This is a genomic window from Stappia sp. 28M-7, from assembly GCF_014252955.1.
Taxonomy (GTDB): Bacteria; Pseudomonadota; Alphaproteobacteria; order Rhizobiales; family Stappiaceae; genus Stappia.
In genome coordinates this window covers 3,138,799-3,156,651 of the sequence record NZ_JACMIA010000001.1, presented here as the reverse complement: position 1 = coordinate 3,156,651, position 17,853 = coordinate 3,138,799, and the positions used below count along the sequence as shown (strand labels likewise).

Below are 17,853 nucleotides of genomic sequence, written 5' to 3'. Positions count from 1 at the left end.
GACCGGGCGGTTCGCGCGTCTTTCTTTTGCACGGCCGATCATGGTGAACGAAGGCTTTATGGTGAACGAAGCTTTAAGCGTTTCTGCCCCACACTGGTGACCTGCGCGGCGACACGCGGCGCAACCCAGGGGACTACGCATCATGATCGTGCATCAGTTTCTGCGTTGGATGGCAGATGCGCCGGTGGCCCGGCGGGCGGAGGCGACAAGCGCGCTCGCCAAGGCTTATCTCTACTCCGATATGTCCGCGGATGACCGCGATGCGGCCGAAGCGGCGATGATCATCCTTCTCGACGATCCGGCGGTACAGGTCCGCCGCGCGCTCGCTGAGGCGCTGTCGCGCAGCGACAAGGCACCGCGCGAGGTGGTGCTGGCGCTGGTCAACGACCTGCCGGACGTGGCGTTGCCCGTTCTGGAGCGTTCGCCCGTGCTTCTGGATGCCGAACTGGTGGACGCGATCGGTGGGTTCGCTGACCCGCTGCCCGCGGCTGTGGCGCGGCGGTTCCATCTGTCGGTGCAGGTGGCCGCGGCGGTCGCCGAGGTCGGCTCGCTTCAGGCGTGCCGGGCGCTTGCCGAGAACGACACGGCGGACATCCCGCGTTTCAGTCTGGTCCGCCTGGTCGAGCGCCACGGCAAGGACGCGACCTTACGCGAGGCGCTGATGGCGCGCCCCGGCATTCCCATCGAGATCCGCCAGATGCTGCTGAAGCAGGTTGGCGACCTGTTGAGCGACCATCCGCTGGTGCGCCTCGGCCTGAAGGAAGAGCGGGCCCGCGCGGTCGTGACGGAGGCGCGCGAACGGGCGACCGTGAGCCTTGCCAACCAGGCGGGACCGCAGGAAACGGACGCGCTGGTCGGGCATCTTCTGGAATCGGGACAGCTGACCGCAGGCCTGCTGCTGCGGGCGCTGTGCACCGGCAATATCCGCCTGTTCAACGCGGCGCTGGCGCGGCTTTCCGGCATGGGCAGCGAGCGTGTGCGCGGCGTGATGGAGACGGGCAGGGGGCTTGCCGTGCGGGCGCTGCTTGCGCGCGCCGGACTGCCGCCGCGCACCCATGCGCTGATCCAGGTCGCGGTGGGCGTATGGCGCGATCTTGCCCGCGAAATCTCGCCCGACCTCGTTATCCCGTCGAACCCGGCCGTTGCGCGGCTGCTGATCGCCGAGGTGCTGGAGCGCTATCAATCGCAGGATGGGGTCGAAGCGGACGACCTGGTGGTCATGCTGCGCCGCTTCTCGGCCGAGACCGCGCGCGAGGCGGCGCGCGCCTATGTCGACCGCACGCTTGCGGCAGCCTGACACCGGACGAGAACCGGGCGGGGAGGCTCAATCCTCCTCGCCGTCTCCGTGCCGGGAAATATAGTCGTTGGTAACGTCGGCGAGCCGGTCGACCAGCGCCTTGGCGGTGGGATTTTCTTCCTGCTGCCTGGTCTCCGCGACCATCGCGCGGATCGCCTCGACATGCTGGGCGATGAGCGTAAGCGGCAGCTTTTCCGCCGGAACATGGTCCAGCAAATGGCAGAGGCTGCCGGCGACGGAGCCGACCAGCGGGTAGCCGAAGGTGCTCGCCTGGCCCTTGATGTCGTGGGCAGCCCGGAACAGGACCTGGCGGCGCTCGGTATCGACGATGCCGTTCTCCTGGATATCGGTCCAGGCCTCGGACAGCGTCAGAGCTTCGCTCGCCATCCAGTCGTCGAAATCATGGGACAGGCGCTGGAGCGCCGCCTCGGCCGACTTGACCGGGTCGAATCGTGCCGCCTCGCGCTCGCTCAGCACCCGGACCTTGGCGCGAAGGTCACGCGGCGGTTTCACCAGTTCGTAGCCGGCATTCTGCTTGGTCGGGTCGCTGCTCATCTGTTCTTTCGCTCCCGCTGCGCGTCGTCTCCGCCAGCCTTGCCGCCGAATGACACACCGTCCAGGCTGTCACGGGAATGCGGTTTCATCCTGTCGCCGATTCCCTTTTTGCCCGCAACGACTGACTTTGCGGGAGTTCCGATGGACCGTCCAGAGCATATCCGTCCTCGATCGGCTGCCCCCGGCGTTCATCTCCCTGGAAATTGGGGTTCTGGAAGCGGCGCCGGTCGGGCCCGAAGAAGCCTTTGGTGCGAACGAAGTCCCGCTGGTTGAGGATGCAGTTGGCGATCCGCAGGTAGAGGCCGCGGGCGGAAATCGGCTTGCACATCACTTCCGTCACGCCGCTGTCGCGTGCCTGCATCACGCGGCGCTTCTGGGTATGTGCCGTTACGGCGATGATCGGGACGAAGCAGGCCGGCGCCTGCGAGGTGCGAATCCGGTGGGTCAACTCGTTGCCGTTCACAAGCGGCATCAGCCAGTCGAGGATGATGAGGTCGGGATCGTTGCGGGAGATCTCTTCCAGGGCGTCGGCGCCATCTTCCGCCTCGTAGATGGACTTGATGCCGAAGCCCGCAACCATCGTCCGCAGGATCCTGCGCATGTTGGTGTTGTCGTCGACGATCAGAACTCGGATTCCGCTGAGGTCGAGATGGGGTAGCTGCATCTTGCGTCAGTCCTGCACGCGCGCCGTCAAGAGATCCTCGCGGGAGGATCGCGGTCAGAACTTAATTATTTGCGAAATAAGTCGATGTACTTACCGCGGTCAGTAGCGGAACATCTCGGAGAGGATGCGCTCGTCCCAATTGTGATCGGCATCGAACAGGGCAAGGCTCGAAGAGTTCTTCTCCTCGCGCACGCGCACCTCGATGACATTGCGGATCTCGGTATAGTCCGCCGCCGCGCTCACCGGACGCTTGTCCGCTTCCAGAACGCTGATGCGAACATTGACGTAGTTCGGCAGCAGGGCGCCACGCCAGCGCCGGGGGCGGAAGGCGCTGATCGGCGTCAGTGCCAGCAGCTGGGCGTCGATGGGCAGGATCGGCCCGTGGGCCGACAGGTTGTAGGCGGTGCTGCCGGCAGGGGTGGCAACGAGTACGCCGTCGCAGACCAGCTCTTCCATCCGCACGCGCTCGTCGACGGAGATGCGCAGCTTGGCGGCCTGATGGGTCTGCCGCAGCAGCGAGACCTCGTTGATCGCGAGCGCCGAATGGATGTGCCCGAACGTGTCCGTCGCTTCCATCACCAGCGGATGAATGCGGCTGACCACGGCCCGTGCGATGCGCTCCGGCAGGCCGTCCTCGCCGTATTCGTTCATCAGGAAGCCGACAGATCCGCGGTTGAGGCCGTAGATCGGCTTGCCGGTATTCATGAACCGGTGCAGCGTCTGCAGCATCAGGCCGTCGCCGCCAAGGGCGACGATCACGTCGGCCTGCTTGGGGTCATGGGCACCGTACCGGCTCTCCAGTTCGATGCGGGCACGCTCCGCCTCGTCCGTCTCGCTTGAGACGAAGGCCAGTTTCTCGATAGTCTGCGGCAGGCGGTCCATGTTTCTGACGTAGCACGGGCCGGGAAATTTGGGGACCCGTCTTTTGATGCAGGGTGAGATGGATATCCGATTGATCTACGCGACTTTTCCCGACACGGAGAGCGCCCGCGCGGCGGCCGCCCGGCTGGTAGGCGAAGGGCTGGCGGCCTGCGTCAACATGTGGCCGGGCATGACGTCGATCTATCAGTGGAACGGCGCGCTGGAGGAAAGCCAGGAAGTCGTGTTCCTGGCCAAGACCACCCGTTCGCGGGCGCGCGAGGCGATCGAGGCGGTCGTCCAGGTGCACCCCTATGACGAGCCGGCGGTCATGCTGCTGCCCGTGGAGGGCGGCAGTGCCTCGTTCCTCGACTGGATCCGCCGTCAGACGGGCAGCGAGGCCTTCGAGGGCAGCTGATCCGCGCGTGCGGCCGGTTCAGTTTGCGCCGGCGGGGATCGGCGCGATCGTCTTGAGATAGGCGGCAACCGCGGCGCGGTCTTCTGCCGGTACCTTGGCCCAGTTCGCCTGGACCGAGGCCATGCTGCCGCCGACGCTGTCGAAGTCCGGCGTGAAGCCGCTTTCCAGGTAATAGGCGATATCTGTTGCCGACCAGGAGCCGATGCCCTGCGAAGAGGGGGTGATGTTGGGAATGGTTCCCTCGCCATCGGGATTGGGGCCGCCCGCCATCCACCGCGCAGTGTCGAGTCCCCCGAGGAAATTGCGCGGCGTATGGCATTCGGCGCAGTGGCCGGCGCCCGTCACCAGATAGGCGCCCCGTTCGGCTTCGGCGCCGGCATTTGCGGCAAGAGCGGGCGCGCTGGTGTCCAGGAACAGGAGCTTCCACATGCCGAGCGCGCTGCGCCAGGAGAAGGGGAAGGCAAGTTCGTGGTCGGCCACCTGATTGTCTGATGCAGGAAGCGTGTCGAGATAGGCCTTCATGTCGATCAGGTCCTCCGCCTTCATGTTGCGGTAGGAGCCATAGGGGAAGGCCGGATAGTAGTGCAGGCCCTCCGGCGAGGTGCCGTGGACCATCGCGTTCAGGAAGTCGTTGACCGACCATCCGCCGATACCTGCCTGCGACGGCGAGATGTTGGGCACCCGGAAGAGGCCGAAGGGCGTGTTCATTTCAAGCCCGCCGGCAAGCACCAGCTTGTCGTTGCCTGTCGCGCCGGGTGCGGCATGGCATGAGGTGCAGCCGCCGGCCCAGAACATCCGCTCGCCATTGGCAAGGTCTGCCTGATGTACGGGAATCGCAGACGGGTCCACCCGCTCGGGCCGCGTGAAATAGAGACCCGCGGCGATCAGCAGCAGGAACACGCCGACGAGACGGCGGAAGGTGCGGCGGGTCATGTGCTACTCCCGGACACGTCTTTCGGAGGGCCTGCCGACGGGCAGGCCTTTGCCGCGCGCCGGAGGGTCTGCTCCGGCGCGCGGTCTGGCATACTCAAGGTCCTTGTTAGATCAGTTCTTCTTGACGCGGTAGGTCTCGTGGCAGGCGCGACAGTTCTGCGCGACCGAGCCGAAGGAGGCCTTCAGCGCATCGAGGCTTTCGCTTGCCGCGGGGATCGCGGCCATGGCGGCGGTCTGCATGTCGAGGGCGACCTTCTCGAAGCCCGCGCGGTCTTCCCAGATCTTCGGGCCGGCCTCGCTGGTCGGCGAATCGGCCCCTTCCGGGAACTGGGTAACGAAGCCGGACGGGGTGGTGAACAGGACGCGCATGGCCATTCCGGCCAGCTGGGCGTCGTAGGGGATTTCCCCTTTCACCATCTTGCCGAGCGTGCCGGTGGCGGCGCCGACAGACTTCATCATGTTCTGGCGGATCTCGATGGGGTCGGCATTGGCGAGCGATGTGGTGGCCGCGAAGGCTGCGAGCACGGCGACCGTGCGCAGGCAGGACTTGAGCATGTGATGTGTCTCCCTCAGGTGCGGCGCAACAAGCCGCCCGAGCGAGTGTCGACGCATTTCCCATCGCTTCTCAAGATGCCCGATTTCACGAAGACGTGAGACAGAAACGCTCTCCTGCGCGTCCTGCTACCGGTTGGCCAGGTCGCGCAAATGCGAGGCTGCGCGGTCTGGCCCGATGGAGGCGGCACGGATCAGCATGTCGAAATGCCGGGTGAGTGCGCGGATGTGCTCGACCGAATTCACCACCAGATAGAACGAGCCGAGATAGAGCGCGGCGCGCTGCGGGCCGAAGACGGTGTAGGGGGGAGAAAACCGGGCGCGAGCATCATAGAGGAACAGGCGGAACGTGGGATAGAGTTCGTCCACCAGCCGGGCCATGTGGCGGAGCTGTTCGCGGCGGTCATCCTCGGGCAGTCCGGCCCAGATGCCTGTGCCGCCCGCCAGCTGGTCGAGCGTCTGCAGCGGCATGCAGACCTCCATGTCCGTCTCCGGACGGCGCGTATAGGCTAGCAGGCGCCGGCCCTGGTCGGCCTTTGCTGCGGCCTTGACGGTTTCCGGCGCGCCGAACTCGTAGGCAAGCACCGCCTCGGTGCGCAGCAGATCCGGGATCGTGCCCGGCACATAGCGAATCTTGTAGCCGACCGCCTGTTGGTGCCAGTTCGCCAGCAATGTATCGCCGCGACCGTGGTCCGCCTGTTCGATCTCGATGGCCGGCGCGATGGTTGCCGCGTCCGAGGCGCTCTGGGTCAGCCCCAGCAGCCAGTCGGTGGTGACCCCTTCCGAGCGGGCGATGTCGCAGAGCGCCTCCGCCCGCGGCATGCGGGTGGAGGCGGAATCAAGAAAGTGGCTGAGCGCAGAGCGGTCGAGACCGACCCGTGCGGCGAACCGGCTCGGCGGCTCGCCGCGCCGCGCCATCAGGATGCCGAGCCTTTCGCGAAAAAGCGCCGCGAGCTCGCGTTTGTCGGTTCCGGTCATCGCAATGGCGCCTTTCCGGTCGATTGCGGATATGCAGTTTCACATCAATGTTGTGAATTTACATGTACCCCGTGATTTTCCAATAAAATCACATTTGCATTTGGATATCGACACATTGTTCCGCGCGGGCGTTCCGACACTCTGTGCTGCATGCAGACCGCGCAAACCCTCTCCGCCGATGGCTTTCCCCACGACCTTCAGACCTTGCAGGAGGGAGCAGGAGCTGCCTTACCCGCCGCTGTCGAGCCCCACCTGCTCTCACGCGCTGCGTTCGAATGGCCGACATTTGCATTGATCGGCGGGGTCTATCTGGCGTTTGGCGGGCTTGTTGCGGCAGCCTCCATGGTGCAGGGGGCGGGCTGGTCGGCGCTCTTCTGGCTGTGCCTCGTGCCCATTGTCACGCTGCATTCGTCGCTGCAGCACGAGTTGCTGCACGGCCACCCGTTCCGCAATCCGCGGCTGAACGCGCTGCTGGCTGGGCTGCCGCTCGGGTTGTTCGTTCCCTATTGGCGGTTCCGTGCCTTGCACATCGCCCATCATGACGACCCGCGCCTGACCGATCCTTACGAGGATCCGGAGAGCTGGTACCTGCATCCACGCGACTGGCGAACCGCAGGGCGAGGCCGGCGTGCCCTTTTGGCCTTCAACAACACGCTGTTCGGGCGGATGCTGGTCGGGCCGGCGATCGGCATGGCGGGCTTCGTTGCTGCCGAATGGCATCTCGCGCGGAAGGGAAGAGGGGACGTGATGCGTGCCTGGGGCGAGCACCTGGTGCTTGCGGGCGTCTTGCTGGGGCTGCTGAGGCTTTTGCCGGGCTTCTCGCTGCCGGCCTATCTGGCGGTCTGCTACGGCGCGTGGTCGCTCCTGTGCGTGCGCACCTTTCTGGAGCATCAGGCGGAAGAGGCGGTCGGGCACCGGACGGTGATCATCGAGGACCGGGGTCCGCTTGCCTTCCTGTTCCTGTTCAACTCGCTGCACGCGGTGCATCACCGCTTTCCGGCTCTTCCCTGGTATCGGCTGCCGGGTCTTTATCGCCGCCACCGCGACGCGTTCCGGGCGGAAAACGGCGGCTACGTCTACCGTTCATATCTGGAGATCGCGCGCCGCCATGCCTTCCGCGCCAAGGAGCCGGTGGAACATCCGGTCCTGGCGCGGGGGCTGGAGCGCGAGAGATTTTCAAAGGCAGAGTGAGGACGGGGCGCTTCAGACCGAGAATTCGGAGATGCCGCCATGGGCGGCGGACCACTTCAGCGGCTCGTTGAGGAACGACTCGACCGAGGCCAGCGTCTTCTCGTCGAAATGGTTCTCGTCGCGGGCGACCGCCAGCACATCGCGCCAGGTGGCGAGGTAGTGCAGCGTCAGGCCATTGCGGGCCATCGCCTCATAGGTCTGCGGGAAGATGTCGTAGAAGAAGAGCACGATGGCGTGGTCGACCTGGGCACCGGCCTTGCGAAGCGCTTCGGCGAAGCGGACCTTGCTGCCGCCGTCGGTGGTCAGATCCTCGACCAGCAACACCCGGTCGCCTTCCTTCAACACGCCCTCGATCTGCGCATCGCGGCCGAAGCCCTTCGGCTTCTTGCGCACATACTGCATGGGCAGGCCCAGGCGTTCGGCGATCCAGGCGGAGAAGGGGATGCCTGCCGTCTCGCCGCCAGCGACCGCGTCGAGCGATTCGAAGCCGACATTGCGCAGGATCGTGGCGGTGGCAAAATCCATCAGCGTCGCGCGCAGGCGCGGGAAGGAAATCAGCTTGCGGCAGTCGATATAGACCGGGCTGGCAAGGCCGGAGGTCAGCTTGTAGGGCTCGTCGGCGCGGAAGTGGACCGCCTTGACCTCGAGCAGCATCCTGGCCGTCTGGCGTGACACGAAGGCGGGATCCGGGAAACCGATCGGGTTCATGTGCTGTCCTCTCGCTGCTGTATGCGCCGTGTTGCGCCTTCGGCCCGGCTGTTGCGCAGCCGGGCGAAACCGTTCGACCCGCGATGCGGACCGTGCCGTGTTCGGACTGGAAAACATCGGGGAGGTAGTGGTGCCGGCAACAGGATTCGAACCCGTGACCCCCTGATTACAAATCAGGTGCTCTACCAGCTGAGCTATACCGGCATCGGAGCGGCGTTTAGCACACCTTTCCGATGCGTGCATCCGTTTCGAAGGCTGCTTTGCTCAAAAACAAACGTGTTGTGCACGCGATTACGCCACCTGTTCACAAGCTTTCGAGGAATGCCACCAGCGCCTGGATTTCAGCCCGCTCCAGCTCGAGGCGCTTGAGGAGCGGCGAGGTGCGCGCCGCGTGGGGCCAAAGCGGGTCGGCCGCGTCCGCCTCGTTGCGCGGCCGGATGCGGCCACCGCCTTGAACATAAAAGGCGATGACGTTGACGAGGCGGGGCATGGCTCCATTGTGCATGTAAGGCGCCGTCAGCCGTACATGGCGCAGGGAGGGCGTGCGGAACAGGCCGACGTCCTGCGGATCGCCGGTCTCCTCGTAGCGGCCGAGATCCTGCAGCCGCCGGCGAAAGAAGGTGAGCCCCAGATTGTGCATCTTCTGGTCGGTCAGCAGCGGGCCGAAGTGACAATTGGCGCAGCCCGCCTTGCCGCGGAAGAGATTGAGGCCCCAAAGCTCCTCATCGGAAAAGCGGACGGGCAACCCTGCGGCGAAGCGGTCGAATCGGGTTCCGCGCTCCAGCGTGCGCTGGAAGGCGGCCAATGCGTCGGCGACGTGCGAGAAGGCGATGGGCATTTCGCCGTAGACCCGGCTGAAGGCGCGGACATAGTCCGGCCTTGCGCGAAGGCGTTCGACCACCTCATCGAGGCTTTCATTGGCCATCTCGACAGGGTTCAGAAGCGGGCCTGCGGCCTGTTGCTCAAGGGTTGATGCCCGTCCGTCCCAGAAGAACGCGTCGCGATAGGCGACCCCGAAGAGCGAAGGGGCGTTGCGCCGCCCCTCCTGGCGCCCGTGACCGACCGAAACCCTGAGCCCGTCGCCCCAGCCAAGCTGCCGGTTGTGGCAGGACTGGCAAGAGAAGTGCCCGGAAGCGGACAGCAGGGGATCCTCGAAGAGCCTGCGCCCGAGGCGCGCCTTCTGGAGCTCGGCGCCTTGCGGGTTCGGGCGCTGCTCGAGCGGGCCCAGTTCCACGAAGGCGACCTCCGGTTCGACCAGAGCCTCAGGCCACTCGGACGGCGGTCGCGCATAGGCCCTGCGCAACGCCTCGAAGTCTCCTTCGTCCGGCTGGGAAGGAAAGGTCGAAGCGAGCCTGTTGTCGCCGGCTCGCTGCCAGCGCTCCTGTATCAAAAGCGCCGGCATGAGCAGTACAACGGCAAGGCACAGGCCCCACAGACCCGCGAAGAAACGGAAGAAAGGCATTGCTCTTATTCAGAATGTGGTGCTGAGGCCGAGCCAGAAGCTCCGCCCTTTGATGAAAGGATTGCTGTTGTTGGCCGTCGCGTTGCCGATTTCGTTGAAGAGATTGTTGGCAACCAGGTTGAGGCTGACGCTTCTGTGCCCGTCGCGCAGAAGGACAAGGTTGGAGTGCAGGTCGACGGTGAGGGTTCCGTCGAAATCCTTGTCCTCCCAGACGTCGTGGCGAACGCCCTCGAACACCTGCGTGCGCCCCGTGTCTTCGACGCCGGTGAAGGGGAAGTTGTAGTTGGCGGCGAAGCCCAGGTTGAACCGGCCCTCGTACCAGCTCGTCATCATCGCGAGCTGGGCGCGCATGGGGATGTCCATGTTGCCGGTCACGACGGAGAAGCCTGCGACCGAATAGGACCGGCCATTGTAGAGGATCCGGTCGAGGAGGTCGTCCTCGTCATAGAAGTAGCTGTCGGGCGACAGCTCCTGAGCGGACCAGGTGAAGGAGGCGGTCAGCGTCAGGTGATCGAGGAAACGGAACCGCTCCATGTGCCAGGTCTTGGCATATTCCGCGGTGGCGGATTCGTAGGCCCCGGTGCCGGAGTTGGTCAGTTCCCAGACATTGCTGCCGAGATTCGCCCTCGCGTACTGGTCTTTCATCGCGCGGTTGACATAGCGCAGGCGGAACGCACCATCGGTGAGTGGGTCGATGACCTTGAGGCCGGCCACCCATTCGTCCGTGAAGGGGGTTCGCAGGTCCGAGGCCCTGTTGCCATAGACGCCTGTCTCTGCGCGCATCGTCCATTCGTCGGTGACATTGCCGCTGCCGTCGTGGCTGCGGATGTAGGACTGCCCGCGGGGCTGATTGTCACGGATGGCATAGGCAAGGCTTTCGCCGTCGTAATAGCGGTTGAACCCGGCAGAGAGCTCGATCCGGTCGGTGGGCGTGATCGTCGCGGCGATACGCGGCGCGATGTTGATGTTCTTCTGGTAGTCGTCGACCTGGAGGCGCACACCCGGCCGGACGGTCAGCCAGCCGAAGGTCTGCTCGAGTTGCAGCCAGGCATCCGCCGAGTTGAGCGTTGTCGTGTTGTCGAAAGCCTCCCAGATCGACTTTTTGTCGGCATACTGATCGGGGCCGCAGGCCTCGCTGCCCAGGCAGGTGAATTGGCTGAGCCCGAGGGAGCGGGCGTCCCAGAGCGTGTTCACCGAGGTGTAGTAGGTGAAGTCGCTTTCGCGCGCGCGGCGGGCGTTCGTGTGGGTCAGGTCGAAGCCGGCCTCGAATGTGCCGGCCCAGATGGATCCCGTGACGTTCTGGCCGAAGAGATACTGCGTCTGTTCCTGGACCTTGTTCGCGCCAAACCCGCCGTCGTAGCAGATGACATTCGATGTCGAGGTCGGGTCGAGCCGGCACCAGGAGAGGATGTCCGGATCGCTCGACGTCCATTGGGAGGCGGTTCTGGTGCCTTCCCTGATCTGGTAAACGCGGGCGGTGTCGCTGTTCGTCTGGTTCCGCGTCGAGGAGTGGGAGACGACGGCCTTGGTGTCGAGCGTCAGGCCGAGAATCTGGCCGAGCGGCGTTTCGACAGTGTCGAACGTGTAGGAATGCTCGAGCTTGCCGGCATAGGTCCGGGTGGAGACGTCGACATGCATGTCGCGCCAGTTCGGGCTTTCGTACCCTTGCGTATAGTCGGTGACCATTCCCTCCAGCGAGAACAGTCCGTAGTCCGTTTTGGCGTCGAGTTGGAGCCTGAAGAAGTTATTCAGGGAATCTTCCCTGATGTCGCCGGAATAATAGATGTAGTCTTTTTGCTTCTTGGTGGTTGCATCGGTCCTGCTGTACTGCGCAATCATCGAGAAAATTTCGTTGATCGGCCCGCTCAGCGAAAGCGATGACTTGATCTTGGTGAACTCGGGTGGTTTGCGCTCGAGCGGATTGGTGCCGTCGGTCGTCGCGATGTTGTAGCTGACGAACTTGTCGCTTTCGACCTTGACGCTTGCCGTGCCTGTCCAGCGTTCCGTATTGGGCTTCTTCAGTTCGTAGGAAACGACGCCGCCCTGAAAGTTGCCGTATCGCGCGGAGGCATTGCTGTCGACCACCGTCGCGCTCTCCACGAAATCGGACGGCACGAAGATCGTCTGGGGGTGCAGGCCGTAGAAGCGGTCGGCATTGGGCGTATTGGTGTCGCTGGCCAGCTCCGAGTTGCCATAGCGCTCGACCGAGCCGGTGACCGTGTTGGTCGGGATGCCGTTGACGATGAAGTTGTTTTCGTAGGTGCGCCCGCCCGAGATGGAGAGGAGCTCGGGCCGCGTGTCGAGGATCTTCTGGCCGTCGATGCCCGCGTCGGTATCGGTTTCGTCCTGGTATTGGACGTTCGGCAGGCCGCGCAGGGCGGAGTTGGCATCGCCGCTGCCATCCGTGCGTACGGTGAACCCTTCCTGGTCGAGGGTCGTCGTGCCGACATCCGCCCGACTGCGCGGGCTCAGCAGCTCGTAGAAGGGGACGATGATCCGGCTGAGAGGCGTGGCCTTACCCTGCTCGCCGCCCTCTTTGTCGTCGGTTGCGGGAGTGCCGGCCGCTCGGGGATCCGAGTCGTCTTGCGCCTGTTCGCTGGCCAATGTGGCGGGAGAGACGGCGGGCGCCTGCGACTGGGCGAAGGAGGCTGCCGGCAGGGCAAGCACGATCGTCGCGACACCGCTGATCGCGGCGCGCTTCTTGGCATTTTGCACGATGGGGCCCTCAATTATTGTCTTGAGTGGGAGGGTAGAGAGGGTGGCTCGCGCAAAAGCTGGCTGGGGCGATCGAGCGCCCGAAGCCGGCAATATTTAACTTGAGTTATTGAGTCAAGAATTAAGAGGCGGGCTATCAAAGGGTATTTTCGGGGGAGGGGGCGGCTCTTTGGTCTCGACGCGACGCAAAGAGGGGCTCAGAGCCCCATCTTCGCGCGCGTGACATAAAGGGCCAGAACGGCCGCATTCGAGACATTGAGCGAGGCGATGGCGCCGGGCATGTCGAGCCGGGCGAGCGCATTACAGGCCTCGCGCACGCCCTGGCGCACGCCCTTGCCTTCGGACCCCAGAATCAGCAGCACCTTGTCGCTGAGGTCCGTCTCTTCGAGGCGTGCCGGTCCTTCGCTGTCGAGGGCGACGGCCTGGAAGCCGGCCTCGCGCATTTCGGTGACGAAGCGCGCCATGTTCTTCACGCGCACGTGCCGAACCATATCGAGTGCACCGGAGGCGGATTTCGCCAGCACGGAGCCTTCTTCCGGCGCGTGCCGTTCGGTCGTCACCACCGCATCGGCGGCAAGCGCCACGGCGGAGCGCAGGATGGCACCGACATTATGCGGGTCGGTGACCTGATCGAGGGCGAGCACCAGGCGTGCCCTGGCAAGGTCGCGCGGACCGAAGGCGGGCAGGGGATCCGCCTCCAGAACGGCGCCCTGGTGGACCGCATCGCGTCCCACGAGGTGATCGAGCTGCCGCGGATTCACTGTTTCCACAGGAACGTCGAAGGTGATTCCGCGCTCGCTCAGCCGGCGCTGGGCGTTCTCCGTCGCCAGCAGCCGGTGGCGGCGGCGGTCGGAGTTTCGGAACGCCGCCTCGATCGTGTGCAGCCCATAAAGAAGCACCGGTCCCTCGGGCGCATCTCCCTCGCGCGAGGGGCGCGGGCGGGCCTTGGCGAAGGGGCGGCGCCCCTCTCCATCATGGGCCGCGCCCTGGGCCGCCGGCTTGCCGCCTGCTTTCCGGAAGCCGCCCTTGGCGCCACGGCCCTTGGCGTCCCTGTAGTCCCTGCCGCCGCCTGCGCCGCCGTGGCGGGGCTTCTCGCGCGAGCGCGCGGGCGCCTCTGCACCATGATCTTCAGGGCTGGTGTTTGTGCCGGACGGGCCGGCCGGTGTGTCGGAGCGTGTCATGAGCGAGCGATTATCCGCAAGGTGATCCACCGGCAAGGAGAAACCGCTGCCGGACGGGCGGTCGTTTTTGTGTCCAAAGGCTATAAATGGGTGTTGACACCCCCAAGCCGGTTCTACATAACACGCGCCACGGGAGCGGCCTCGCGATTGTTTCGCGGGGCGTTTTCGTGAAGCCATCCAGGACGCTTCGGCGACAGGGCGGTGAAACGGAGGAGTGCCCGAGTGGTTAAAGGGGACGGACTGTAAATCCGTTGGCTTGGCCTACGTTGGTTCGAATCCAACCTCCTCCACCATCCCCCCTTGCGGCAGGCGGCGGGTGTAGCTCAATGGTAGAGCAGCAGCCTTCCAAGCTGATGACGAGGGTTCGATTCCCTTCACCCGCTCCACTTTCGAGTGACGCTGCTGCTCCTGACCGGCTTTACGACAAACGCGCATGCCCTGCTTAGCATCCACCGCCCTGGGGCGGTCGGGTCTTGATCGAAATGATGGACTTAACCGCAAGTTAACAGAGAGCGACGCCGATGGCGAAAGCAAAGTTTGAGCGGACGAAGCCGCACGTGAACATTGGCACGATCGGCCACGTCGACCATGGCAAGACGACGCTGACGGCGGCGATCACGAAGTTCTTCGGCGAGTTCAAGGCGTACGACATGATCGACGCGGCTCCCGAGGAGCGTGCTCGCGGTATCACGATCTCGACGGCGCACGTCGAGTACGAGACCGAGAACCGTCACTATGCGCACGTGGACTGCCCGGGCCACGCCGACTACGTGAAGAACATGATCACGGGTGCGGCGCAGATGGACGGCGCGATCCTGGTCTGCTCGGCGGCCGATGGCCCGATGCCGCAGACCCGCGAGCACATCCTTCTGGCCCGTCAGGTCGGCGTTCCGGCTCTGGTGGTGTTCCTGAACAAGGTCGACCAGGTGGACGACGCGGAACTTCTCGAGCTGGTCGAGATGGAAGTGCGCGAGCTGCTTTCGTCCTACGAGTTCCCGGGCGACGACATTCCGATCGTTGCCGGTTCGGCTCTTGCCGCCCTTGAGGGCCGCGACGAGGCGATCGGCGAGACGAAGATCCGCGAGCTGATGGCTGCGGTCGACGACTACATCCCGACGCCGGAGCGTCCGGTTGACATGCCGTTCCTGATGCCGATTGAGGACGTGTTCTCGATCTCGGGCCGCGGCACGGTCGTGACGGGTCGCGTTGAGCGCGGCATCGTGAAGGTCGGCGAGGAAGTCGAGATCGTCGGCATCCGCGACACCAAGAAGACGACGGTTACCGGCGTCGAGATGTTCCGCAAGCTTCTGGACCAGGGCCAGGCCGGCGACAACATCGGTGCTCTGATCCGCGGCGTTGGCCGTGAGGACGTGGAGCGCGGCCAGGTTCTTTGCAAGCCGGGTTCGGTGACGCCGCACACGAAGTTCAAGGCCGAGGCCTACATCCTGACGAAGGAAGAGGGTGGTCGCCACACTCCGTTCTTCACCAACTACCGTCCGCAGTTCTACTTCCGCACGACGGACGTGACGGGTGTTGTGACGCTGCCGGAAGGCACGGAGATGGTGATGCCGGGCGACAACGTGTCGGTCGAGGTTGAGCTGATCGTGCCGATCGCGATGGAAGAGGGTCTGCGCTTCGCTATCCGCGAGGGCGGCCGTACCGTCGGCGCCGGCGTCGTCGCCTCCATCATCAAGTAACCAACAAGGCGGAGCGGGATAACCGTTCCAGCCATGGTTCAAGGGCGTCGCCTCCGGGCGGCGCCCTTTTTCGTTTGCGTTCCCGCTTGGTCGCTCCTTGGCCTCGTCGAAAAAACTGCAAGGATGTGAATAATTTGCCGCCAGGTGCATTTCACGCTTGAAGCGGCGGGGAAAGTTATCTAAGTCAGGTCGCGAAAGGTCTAGGGGTGTAGCTCAGTTGGTAGAGCATCGGTCTCCAAAACCGAGGGCCGGGGGTTCGAGTCCCTCCGCCCCTGCCACCTTTGCTCTTGATCGACGGGCCGTTAGGCCTTAATTAGAGCTTTCGACCAAGGCGCGTGGATGATTCCGCGCGCCTGTGTGTCGTGAAAAGACCGGCAGTTGAATGGCGAAATCGAATCCTTTCACGTTCATCGACGAAGTTCGCAAGGAAACGTCGAAGGTGACGTGGCCTACGCGCAGGGAAACCGGTGTGACCACCGTCATGGTGTTCATCATGGTGTTCCTCGCCGCCATCTTCTTTTTGCTCGCCGACTGGCTGATGGGCCAGGGTATCGGCTTGCTCCTGGGTCTCGGCAACTGAGCGGAGTCCGGTACACAATCGGCTTGAGGGATTATGGCCAAGCGTTGGTATATCGTCCACGCCTACTCGAATTTCGAGAAGAAGGTGGCGGACGCGATTCGGGAAAAAGCGCAGCAGCAGGGACTTGAGGATCTCTTCGAAGAGATTCTCGTTCCGACGGAGAAGGTCGTGGAAGTGCGGCGTGGCCGCAAGGTCGACGCCGAGCGCAAGTTCTTCCCGGGCTACGTTCTGGTCAAGATGGAGATGACCAACGAGGCGTTCCACCTGATCAAGAACACGCCGAAGGTCACCGGGTTCCTGGGTGCTGACCAGAAGCCGATTCCGATTTCGGACTCCGAGGCGATGCGCATCCTGCACCAGGTGCAGGAGGGCGTGGAGCGCCCGAAGCCGTCGATCAGCTTCGAGATCGGCGAGCAGGTCCGCGTCTCGGATGGTCCGTTCGCCTCTTTCTCCGGCCTTGTCGAGGAAGTGGACGACGAGCGGGCCCGGCTCAAGGTCGCAGTGTCGATCTTCGGCCGCGCGACGCCGGTCGAGCTGGAATACGGTCAGGTCGAGAAGCTCTGATTTCTTTACGGTCCGGGAATTGCCTTTCGGCATTCCGGGCCGTTTGCCGCGTTCGCCGATACCATCGGCGGGACGGCAGTGCCGGCGATCCGTCGCCGGTGTCCGCCGCAAGGCGGGCAGACGGGGTTCTGCCCCGCTCCCTGGTGGGAGGTCTGACGCGCTCCATTCGCCGGACGCGTTGCGGCTGCACCACCTGATCTGAAGACGCCGGTTATCCGGCAGCGCCAGTTGGAGATACGAATGGCGAAGAAAATCGAAGGTTACATCAAGCTGCAGGTGCCGGCCGGCTCCGCGACTCCGTCGCCGCCGATCGGTCCGGCGCTTGGTCAGCGCGGCCTCAACATCATGGAGTTCTGCAAGGCGTTCAACGCGCAGACCCAGGATATCGAGAAGGGCGCTCCGTGCCCGACCGTGATCACCTATTACTCCGACCGCTCCTTCACGTTCGTCGTGAAGACGGCGCCGGTCGCGTTCTTCCTGAAGAAGGCCTCCGGCCTGAAGTCGGGTTCGAAGACGCCGGGCAAGGGCGGCTTCGTCGGCAAGGTCACCCGTGACCAGGTCCGCGAGATCGCGGAAGCGAAGATGAAGGACCTGAACGCGAACGACATCGAGGCGGCCATGCTGATGGTCGAAGGCTCGGCGCGGTCCATGGGTCTCGAGGTCACGGAGTAAGACGATGGCGAAGGTTGGAAAGCGCATCAAGTCTGCCCGCGAGGGCATCGACCGCAACAAGCTCTACGCCCTCGACGAGGCTCTGGCGCTGGTCAAGGAGCGGGCAACCGCGAAGTTCGACGAGTCCGTCGAGATCGCCATCAACCTCGGCGTCGACCCGCGTCACGCCGACCAGATGGTCCGCGGCGTCTGCGTGCTGCCGAACGGCACCGGCAAGTCTGTTCGCGTTGCGGTCTTCGCACGCGGCGACAAGGCCGATGAGGCCAAGGCTGCGGGCGCGGACATCGTCGGCGCCGAAGAGCTGGTGAACGAGGTCCAGGGCGGCAAGATCGACTTCGATCGCTGCATCGCCACGCCGGACATGATGCCGCTCGTCGGTCGTCTCGGCAAGGTTCTCGGCCCGCGCGGCCTGATGCCGAACCCGAAGGTCGGCACCGTGACCCCGGACGTCGCTTCGGCGGTGCGTGACGCCAAGGGCGGCGCCGTGCAGTTCCGCGTCGAGAAGGCGGGTATCATTCACGCCGGCGTCGGCAAGACCTCGTTCGAGGCCGACAAGCTGAGCGAGAACATCAAGGCGATCGTCGATGCCGTGGTCAAGGCCAAGCCGACGGGCGCCAAGGGCACCTACCTGAAGCGCGTTGCCGTCAGCTCGACCATGGGTCCGGGCCTGAAGGTCGACCCGTCGACGGTCACGGCCTGATCAGTCAGGCCGGCGGCGCGGTCCTCGCGTCGCCAAACAAGAATTCCGTCCGGCGGTAACGTCGGACGGATCACCTGCCGGGAACGGCAGGTGTCCTGTCCGAGACTGCAGGTGTGGATCCGGCTTCC

Annotated in this window: 18 protein-coding genes and 4 tRNA genes; 11 read left to right on the top strand and 11 right to left on the bottom strand. The window is 64.5% G+C overall.

All coding sequences use genetic code 11. The annotated features are described in order from the left end of the window. Positions 1 to 142: 142 nt before the first annotated feature. On the top strand, positions 143 to 1,297 hold the full coding sequence (locus H7H34_RS14080; RefSeq protein ID WP_185925548.1) for a DUF2336 domain-containing protein: 1,155 nt from the start codon (positions 143 to 145) through the stop codon (positions 1,295 to 1,297). 27 nt (positions 1,298 to 1,324) lie between these two features. On the opposite strand, the gene H7H34_RS14075 is transcribed toward H7H34_RS14080, so the two are convergent. The 3 genes from H7H34_RS14075 to H7H34_RS14065 all read right to left on the bottom strand — a co-directional run bounded on the left by H7H34_RS14075 (position 1,325) and on the right by H7H34_RS14065 (position 3,398). Further along, a complete protein-coding gene (locus H7H34_RS14075) occupies positions 1,325 to 1,852 on the bottom strand; it encodes an Hpt domain-containing protein (RefSeq protein ID WP_120267392.1) in 528 nt (175 codons plus the stop codon). An 85-nt stretch (positions 1,853 to 1,937) separates the two neighbouring features. Beyond that, the gene (locus H7H34_RS14070) at positions 1,938 to 2,516 is read right to left on the bottom strand and encodes a response regulator (RefSeq protein WP_120267393.1); all 579 of its coding nucleotides are present in this window, start codon (positions 2,514 to 2,516) and stop codon (positions 1,938 to 1,940) included. A gap of 99 nt (positions 2,517 to 2,615) precedes the next feature. Next, entirely contained in the window at positions 2,616 to 3,398 is a 783-nt protein-coding gene (locus H7H34_RS14065) for an NAD kinase (protein ID WP_185925547.1), read from the bottom strand. Between the two features lie 70 nt (positions 3,399 to 3,468). Between H7H34_RS14065 and cutA the strand changes: the two genes are divergently transcribed. Continuing rightward, entirely contained in the window at positions 3,469 to 3,792 is a 324-nt protein-coding gene (gene cutA, locus H7H34_RS14060; RefSeq protein ID WP_245165079.1) for a divalent-cation tolerance protein CutA, read from the top strand. 18 nt (positions 3,793 to 3,810) lie between these two features. On the opposite strand, the gene H7H34_RS14055 is transcribed toward cutA, so the two are convergent. From H7H34_RS14055 to H7H34_RS14045, 3 genes are all read right to left on the bottom strand, one after another. Beyond that, positions 3,811 to 4,725 carry a c-type cytochrome gene (locus H7H34_RS14055; RefSeq protein WP_185925545.1) on the bottom strand — a complete coding sequence of 305 codons (915 nt, stop codon included), beginning with the start codon at positions 4,723 to 4,725 and terminating at the stop codon, positions 3,811 to 3,813. A gap of 111 nt (positions 4,726 to 4,836) precedes the next feature. After that, positions 4,837 to 5,280 carry a c-type cytochrome gene (locus H7H34_RS14050; protein ID WP_185925544.1) on the bottom strand — a complete coding sequence of 148 codons (444 nt, stop codon included), beginning with the start codon at positions 5,278 to 5,280 and terminating at the stop codon, positions 4,837 to 4,839. A 126-nt stretch (positions 5,281 to 5,406) separates the two neighbouring features. Further along, the gene (locus tag H7H34_RS14045) at positions 5,407 to 6,255 is read right to left on the bottom strand and encodes a transcriptional regulator (protein ID WP_185925543.1); all 849 of its coding nucleotides are present in this window, start codon (positions 6,253 to 6,255) and stop codon (positions 5,407 to 5,409) included. A 291-nt stretch (positions 6,256 to 6,546) separates the two neighbouring features. On the opposite strand from H7H34_RS14045, the gene H7H34_RS14040 reads away from it, so the two are divergent. Further along, positions 6,547 to 7,446 (top strand): fatty acid desaturase, encoded by a 900-nt coding sequence (locus H7H34_RS14040; protein WP_209006225.1) that lies wholly within the window; start codon positions 6,547 to 6,549, stop codon positions 7,444 to 7,446. A 12-nt stretch (positions 7,447 to 7,458) separates the two neighbouring features. Here the strand turns inward: H7H34_RS14040 and H7H34_RS14035 are convergent, their stop codons facing one another. The 5 genes from H7H34_RS14035 to H7H34_RS14015 form a co-directional block, all read right to left on the bottom strand. Beyond that, positions 7,459 to 8,154, bottom strand: a complete 696-nt coding sequence (locus H7H34_RS14035) for an orotate phosphoribosyltransferase (RefSeq protein ID WP_158192949.1) — start codon at positions 8,152 to 8,154, stop codon at positions 7,459 to 7,461. 128 nt (positions 8,155 to 8,282) lie between these two features. After that, positions 8,283 to 8,358, bottom strand: a tRNA-Thr gene (locus H7H34_RS14030). A gap of 100 nt (positions 8,359 to 8,458) precedes the next feature. Next, positions 8,459 to 9,616, bottom strand: coding sequence for a cytochrome-c peroxidase (locus H7H34_RS14025; protein WP_185925541.1), 1,158 nt, complete (start codon positions 9,614 to 9,616; stop codon positions 8,459 to 8,461). Positions 9,617 to 9,625: 9 nt separating this feature from the next. Continuing rightward, complete coding sequence (locus H7H34_RS14020; RefSeq protein ID WP_185925540.1) at positions 9,626 to 12,331, bottom strand: TonB-dependent receptor; 2,706 nt, start codon at positions 12,329 to 12,331, stop codon at positions 9,626 to 9,628. Between the two features lie 197 nt (positions 12,332 to 12,528). Then, a complete protein-coding gene (locus H7H34_RS14015) occupies positions 12,529 to 13,512 on the bottom strand; it encodes a TrmH family RNA methyltransferase (RefSeq protein WP_185925539.1) in 984 nt (327 codons plus the stop codon). A 208-nt stretch (positions 13,513 to 13,720) separates the two neighbouring features. Between H7H34_RS14015 and H7H34_RS14010 the strand changes: the two genes are divergently transcribed. The 8 genes from H7H34_RS14010 to rplA all read left to right on the top strand — a co-directional run bounded on the left by H7H34_RS14010 (position 13,721) and on the right by rplA (position 17,725). After that, positions 13,721 to 13,805: transfer RNA gene (locus H7H34_RS14010), tRNA-Tyr, on the top strand. A 19-nt stretch (positions 13,806 to 13,824) separates the two neighbouring features. After that, a tRNA-Gly gene (locus H7H34_RS14005) sits at positions 13,825 to 13,898 on the top strand. Positions 13,899 to 14,033: 135 nt separating this feature from the next. After that, positions 14,034 to 15,209 (top strand): elongation factor Tu, encoded by a 1,176-nt coding sequence (gene tuf / locus H7H34_RS14000; RefSeq protein WP_120267404.1) that lies wholly within the window; start codon positions 14,034 to 14,036, stop codon positions 15,207 to 15,209. 202 nt (positions 15,210 to 15,411) lie between these two features. After that, positions 15,412 to 15,487 (top strand) — tRNA-Trp (locus H7H34_RS13995). Between the two features lie 104 nt (positions 15,488 to 15,591). Beyond that, positions 15,592 to 15,789, top strand: coding sequence for a preprotein translocase subunit SecE (gene secE, locus H7H34_RS13990; protein ID WP_120267405.1), 198 nt, complete (start codon positions 15,592 to 15,594; stop codon positions 15,787 to 15,789). A 33-nt stretch (positions 15,790 to 15,822) separates the two neighbouring features. After that, positions 15,823 to 16,353 carry a transcription termination/antitermination protein NusG gene (nusG, locus tag H7H34_RS13985; RefSeq protein WP_067216548.1) on the top strand — a complete coding sequence of 177 codons (531 nt, stop codon included), beginning with the start codon at positions 15,823 to 15,825 and terminating at the stop codon, positions 16,351 to 16,353. A 240-nt stretch (positions 16,354 to 16,593) separates the two neighbouring features. After that, positions 16,594 to 17,025: a 50S ribosomal protein L11 gene (rplK, locus tag H7H34_RS13980; protein ID WP_120267406.1), complete on the top strand. Its 432-nt coding sequence runs from the start codon at positions 16,594 to 16,596 to the stop codon at positions 17,023 to 17,025. Between the two features lie 4 nt (positions 17,026 to 17,029). Then, entirely contained in the window at positions 17,030 to 17,725 is a 696-nt protein-coding gene (gene rplA, locus H7H34_RS13975; protein WP_185925538.1) for a 50S ribosomal protein L1, read from the top strand. Positions 17,726 to 17,853: the final 128 nt, after the last annotated feature.

Excerpts from the sequence above, each read along its gene's own strand:
- H7H34_RS14080 (WP_185925548.1), top strand. The coding sequence starts at position 143 with ATGATCGTGCATCAGTTTCTGCGTTGGATGGCAGATGCGCCGGTGGCC.
- H7H34_RS14075 (WP_120267392.1), bottom strand. The coding sequence starts at position 1,852 with ATGAGCAGCGACCCGACCAAGCAGAATGCCGGCTACGAACTGGTGAAA.
- H7H34_RS14070 (WP_120267393.1), bottom strand. The coding sequence starts at position 2,516 with ATGCAGCTACCCCATCTCGACCTCAGCGGAATCCGAGTTCTGATCGTC.
- H7H34_RS14065 (WP_185925547.1), bottom strand. The coding sequence starts at position 3,398 with ATGGACCGCCTGCCGCAGACTATCGAGAAACTGGCCTTCGTCTCAAGC.
- H7H34_RS14055 (WP_185925545.1), bottom strand. The coding sequence starts at position 4,725 with ATGACCCGCCGCACCTTCCGCCGTCTCGTCGGCGTGTTCCTGCTGCTG.
- H7H34_RS14050 (WP_185925544.1), bottom strand. The coding sequence starts at position 5,280 with ATGCTCAAGTCCTGCCTGCGCACGGTCGCCGTGCTCGCAGCCTTCGCG.
- H7H34_RS14045 (WP_185925543.1), bottom strand. The coding sequence starts at position 6,255 with ATGACCGGAACCGACAAACGCGAGCTCGCGGCGCTTTTTCGCGAAAGG.
- H7H34_RS14035 (WP_158192949.1), bottom strand. The coding sequence starts at position 8,154 with ATGAACCCGATCGGTTTCCCGGATCCCGCCTTCGTGTCACGCCAGACG.
- H7H34_RS14025 (WP_185925541.1), bottom strand. The coding sequence starts at position 9,616 with ATGCCTTTCTTCCGTTTCTTCGCGGGTCTGTGGGGCCTGTGCCTTGCC.
- H7H34_RS14015 (WP_185925539.1), bottom strand. The coding sequence starts at position 13,512 with ATGACACGCTCCGACACACCGGCCGGCCCGTCCGGCACAAACACCAGC.
- tuf (WP_120267404.1), top strand. The coding sequence starts at position 14,034 with ATGGCGAAAGCAAAGTTTGAGCGGACGAAGCCGCACGTGAACATTGGC.
- secE (WP_120267405.1), top strand. The coding sequence starts at position 15,592 with ATGGCGAAATCGAATCCTTTCACGTTCATCGACGAAGTTCGCAAGGAA.
- nusG (WP_067216548.1), top strand. The coding sequence starts at position 15,823 with ATGGCCAAGCGTTGGTATATCGTCCACGCCTACTCGAATTTCGAGAAG.
- rplK (WP_120267406.1), top strand. The coding sequence starts at position 16,594 with ATGGCGAAGAAAATCGAAGGTTACATCAAGCTGCAGGTGCCGGCCGGC.
- rplA (WP_185925538.1), top strand. The coding sequence starts at position 17,030 with ATGGCGAAGGTTGGAAAGCGCATCAAGTCTGCCCGCGAGGGCATCGAC.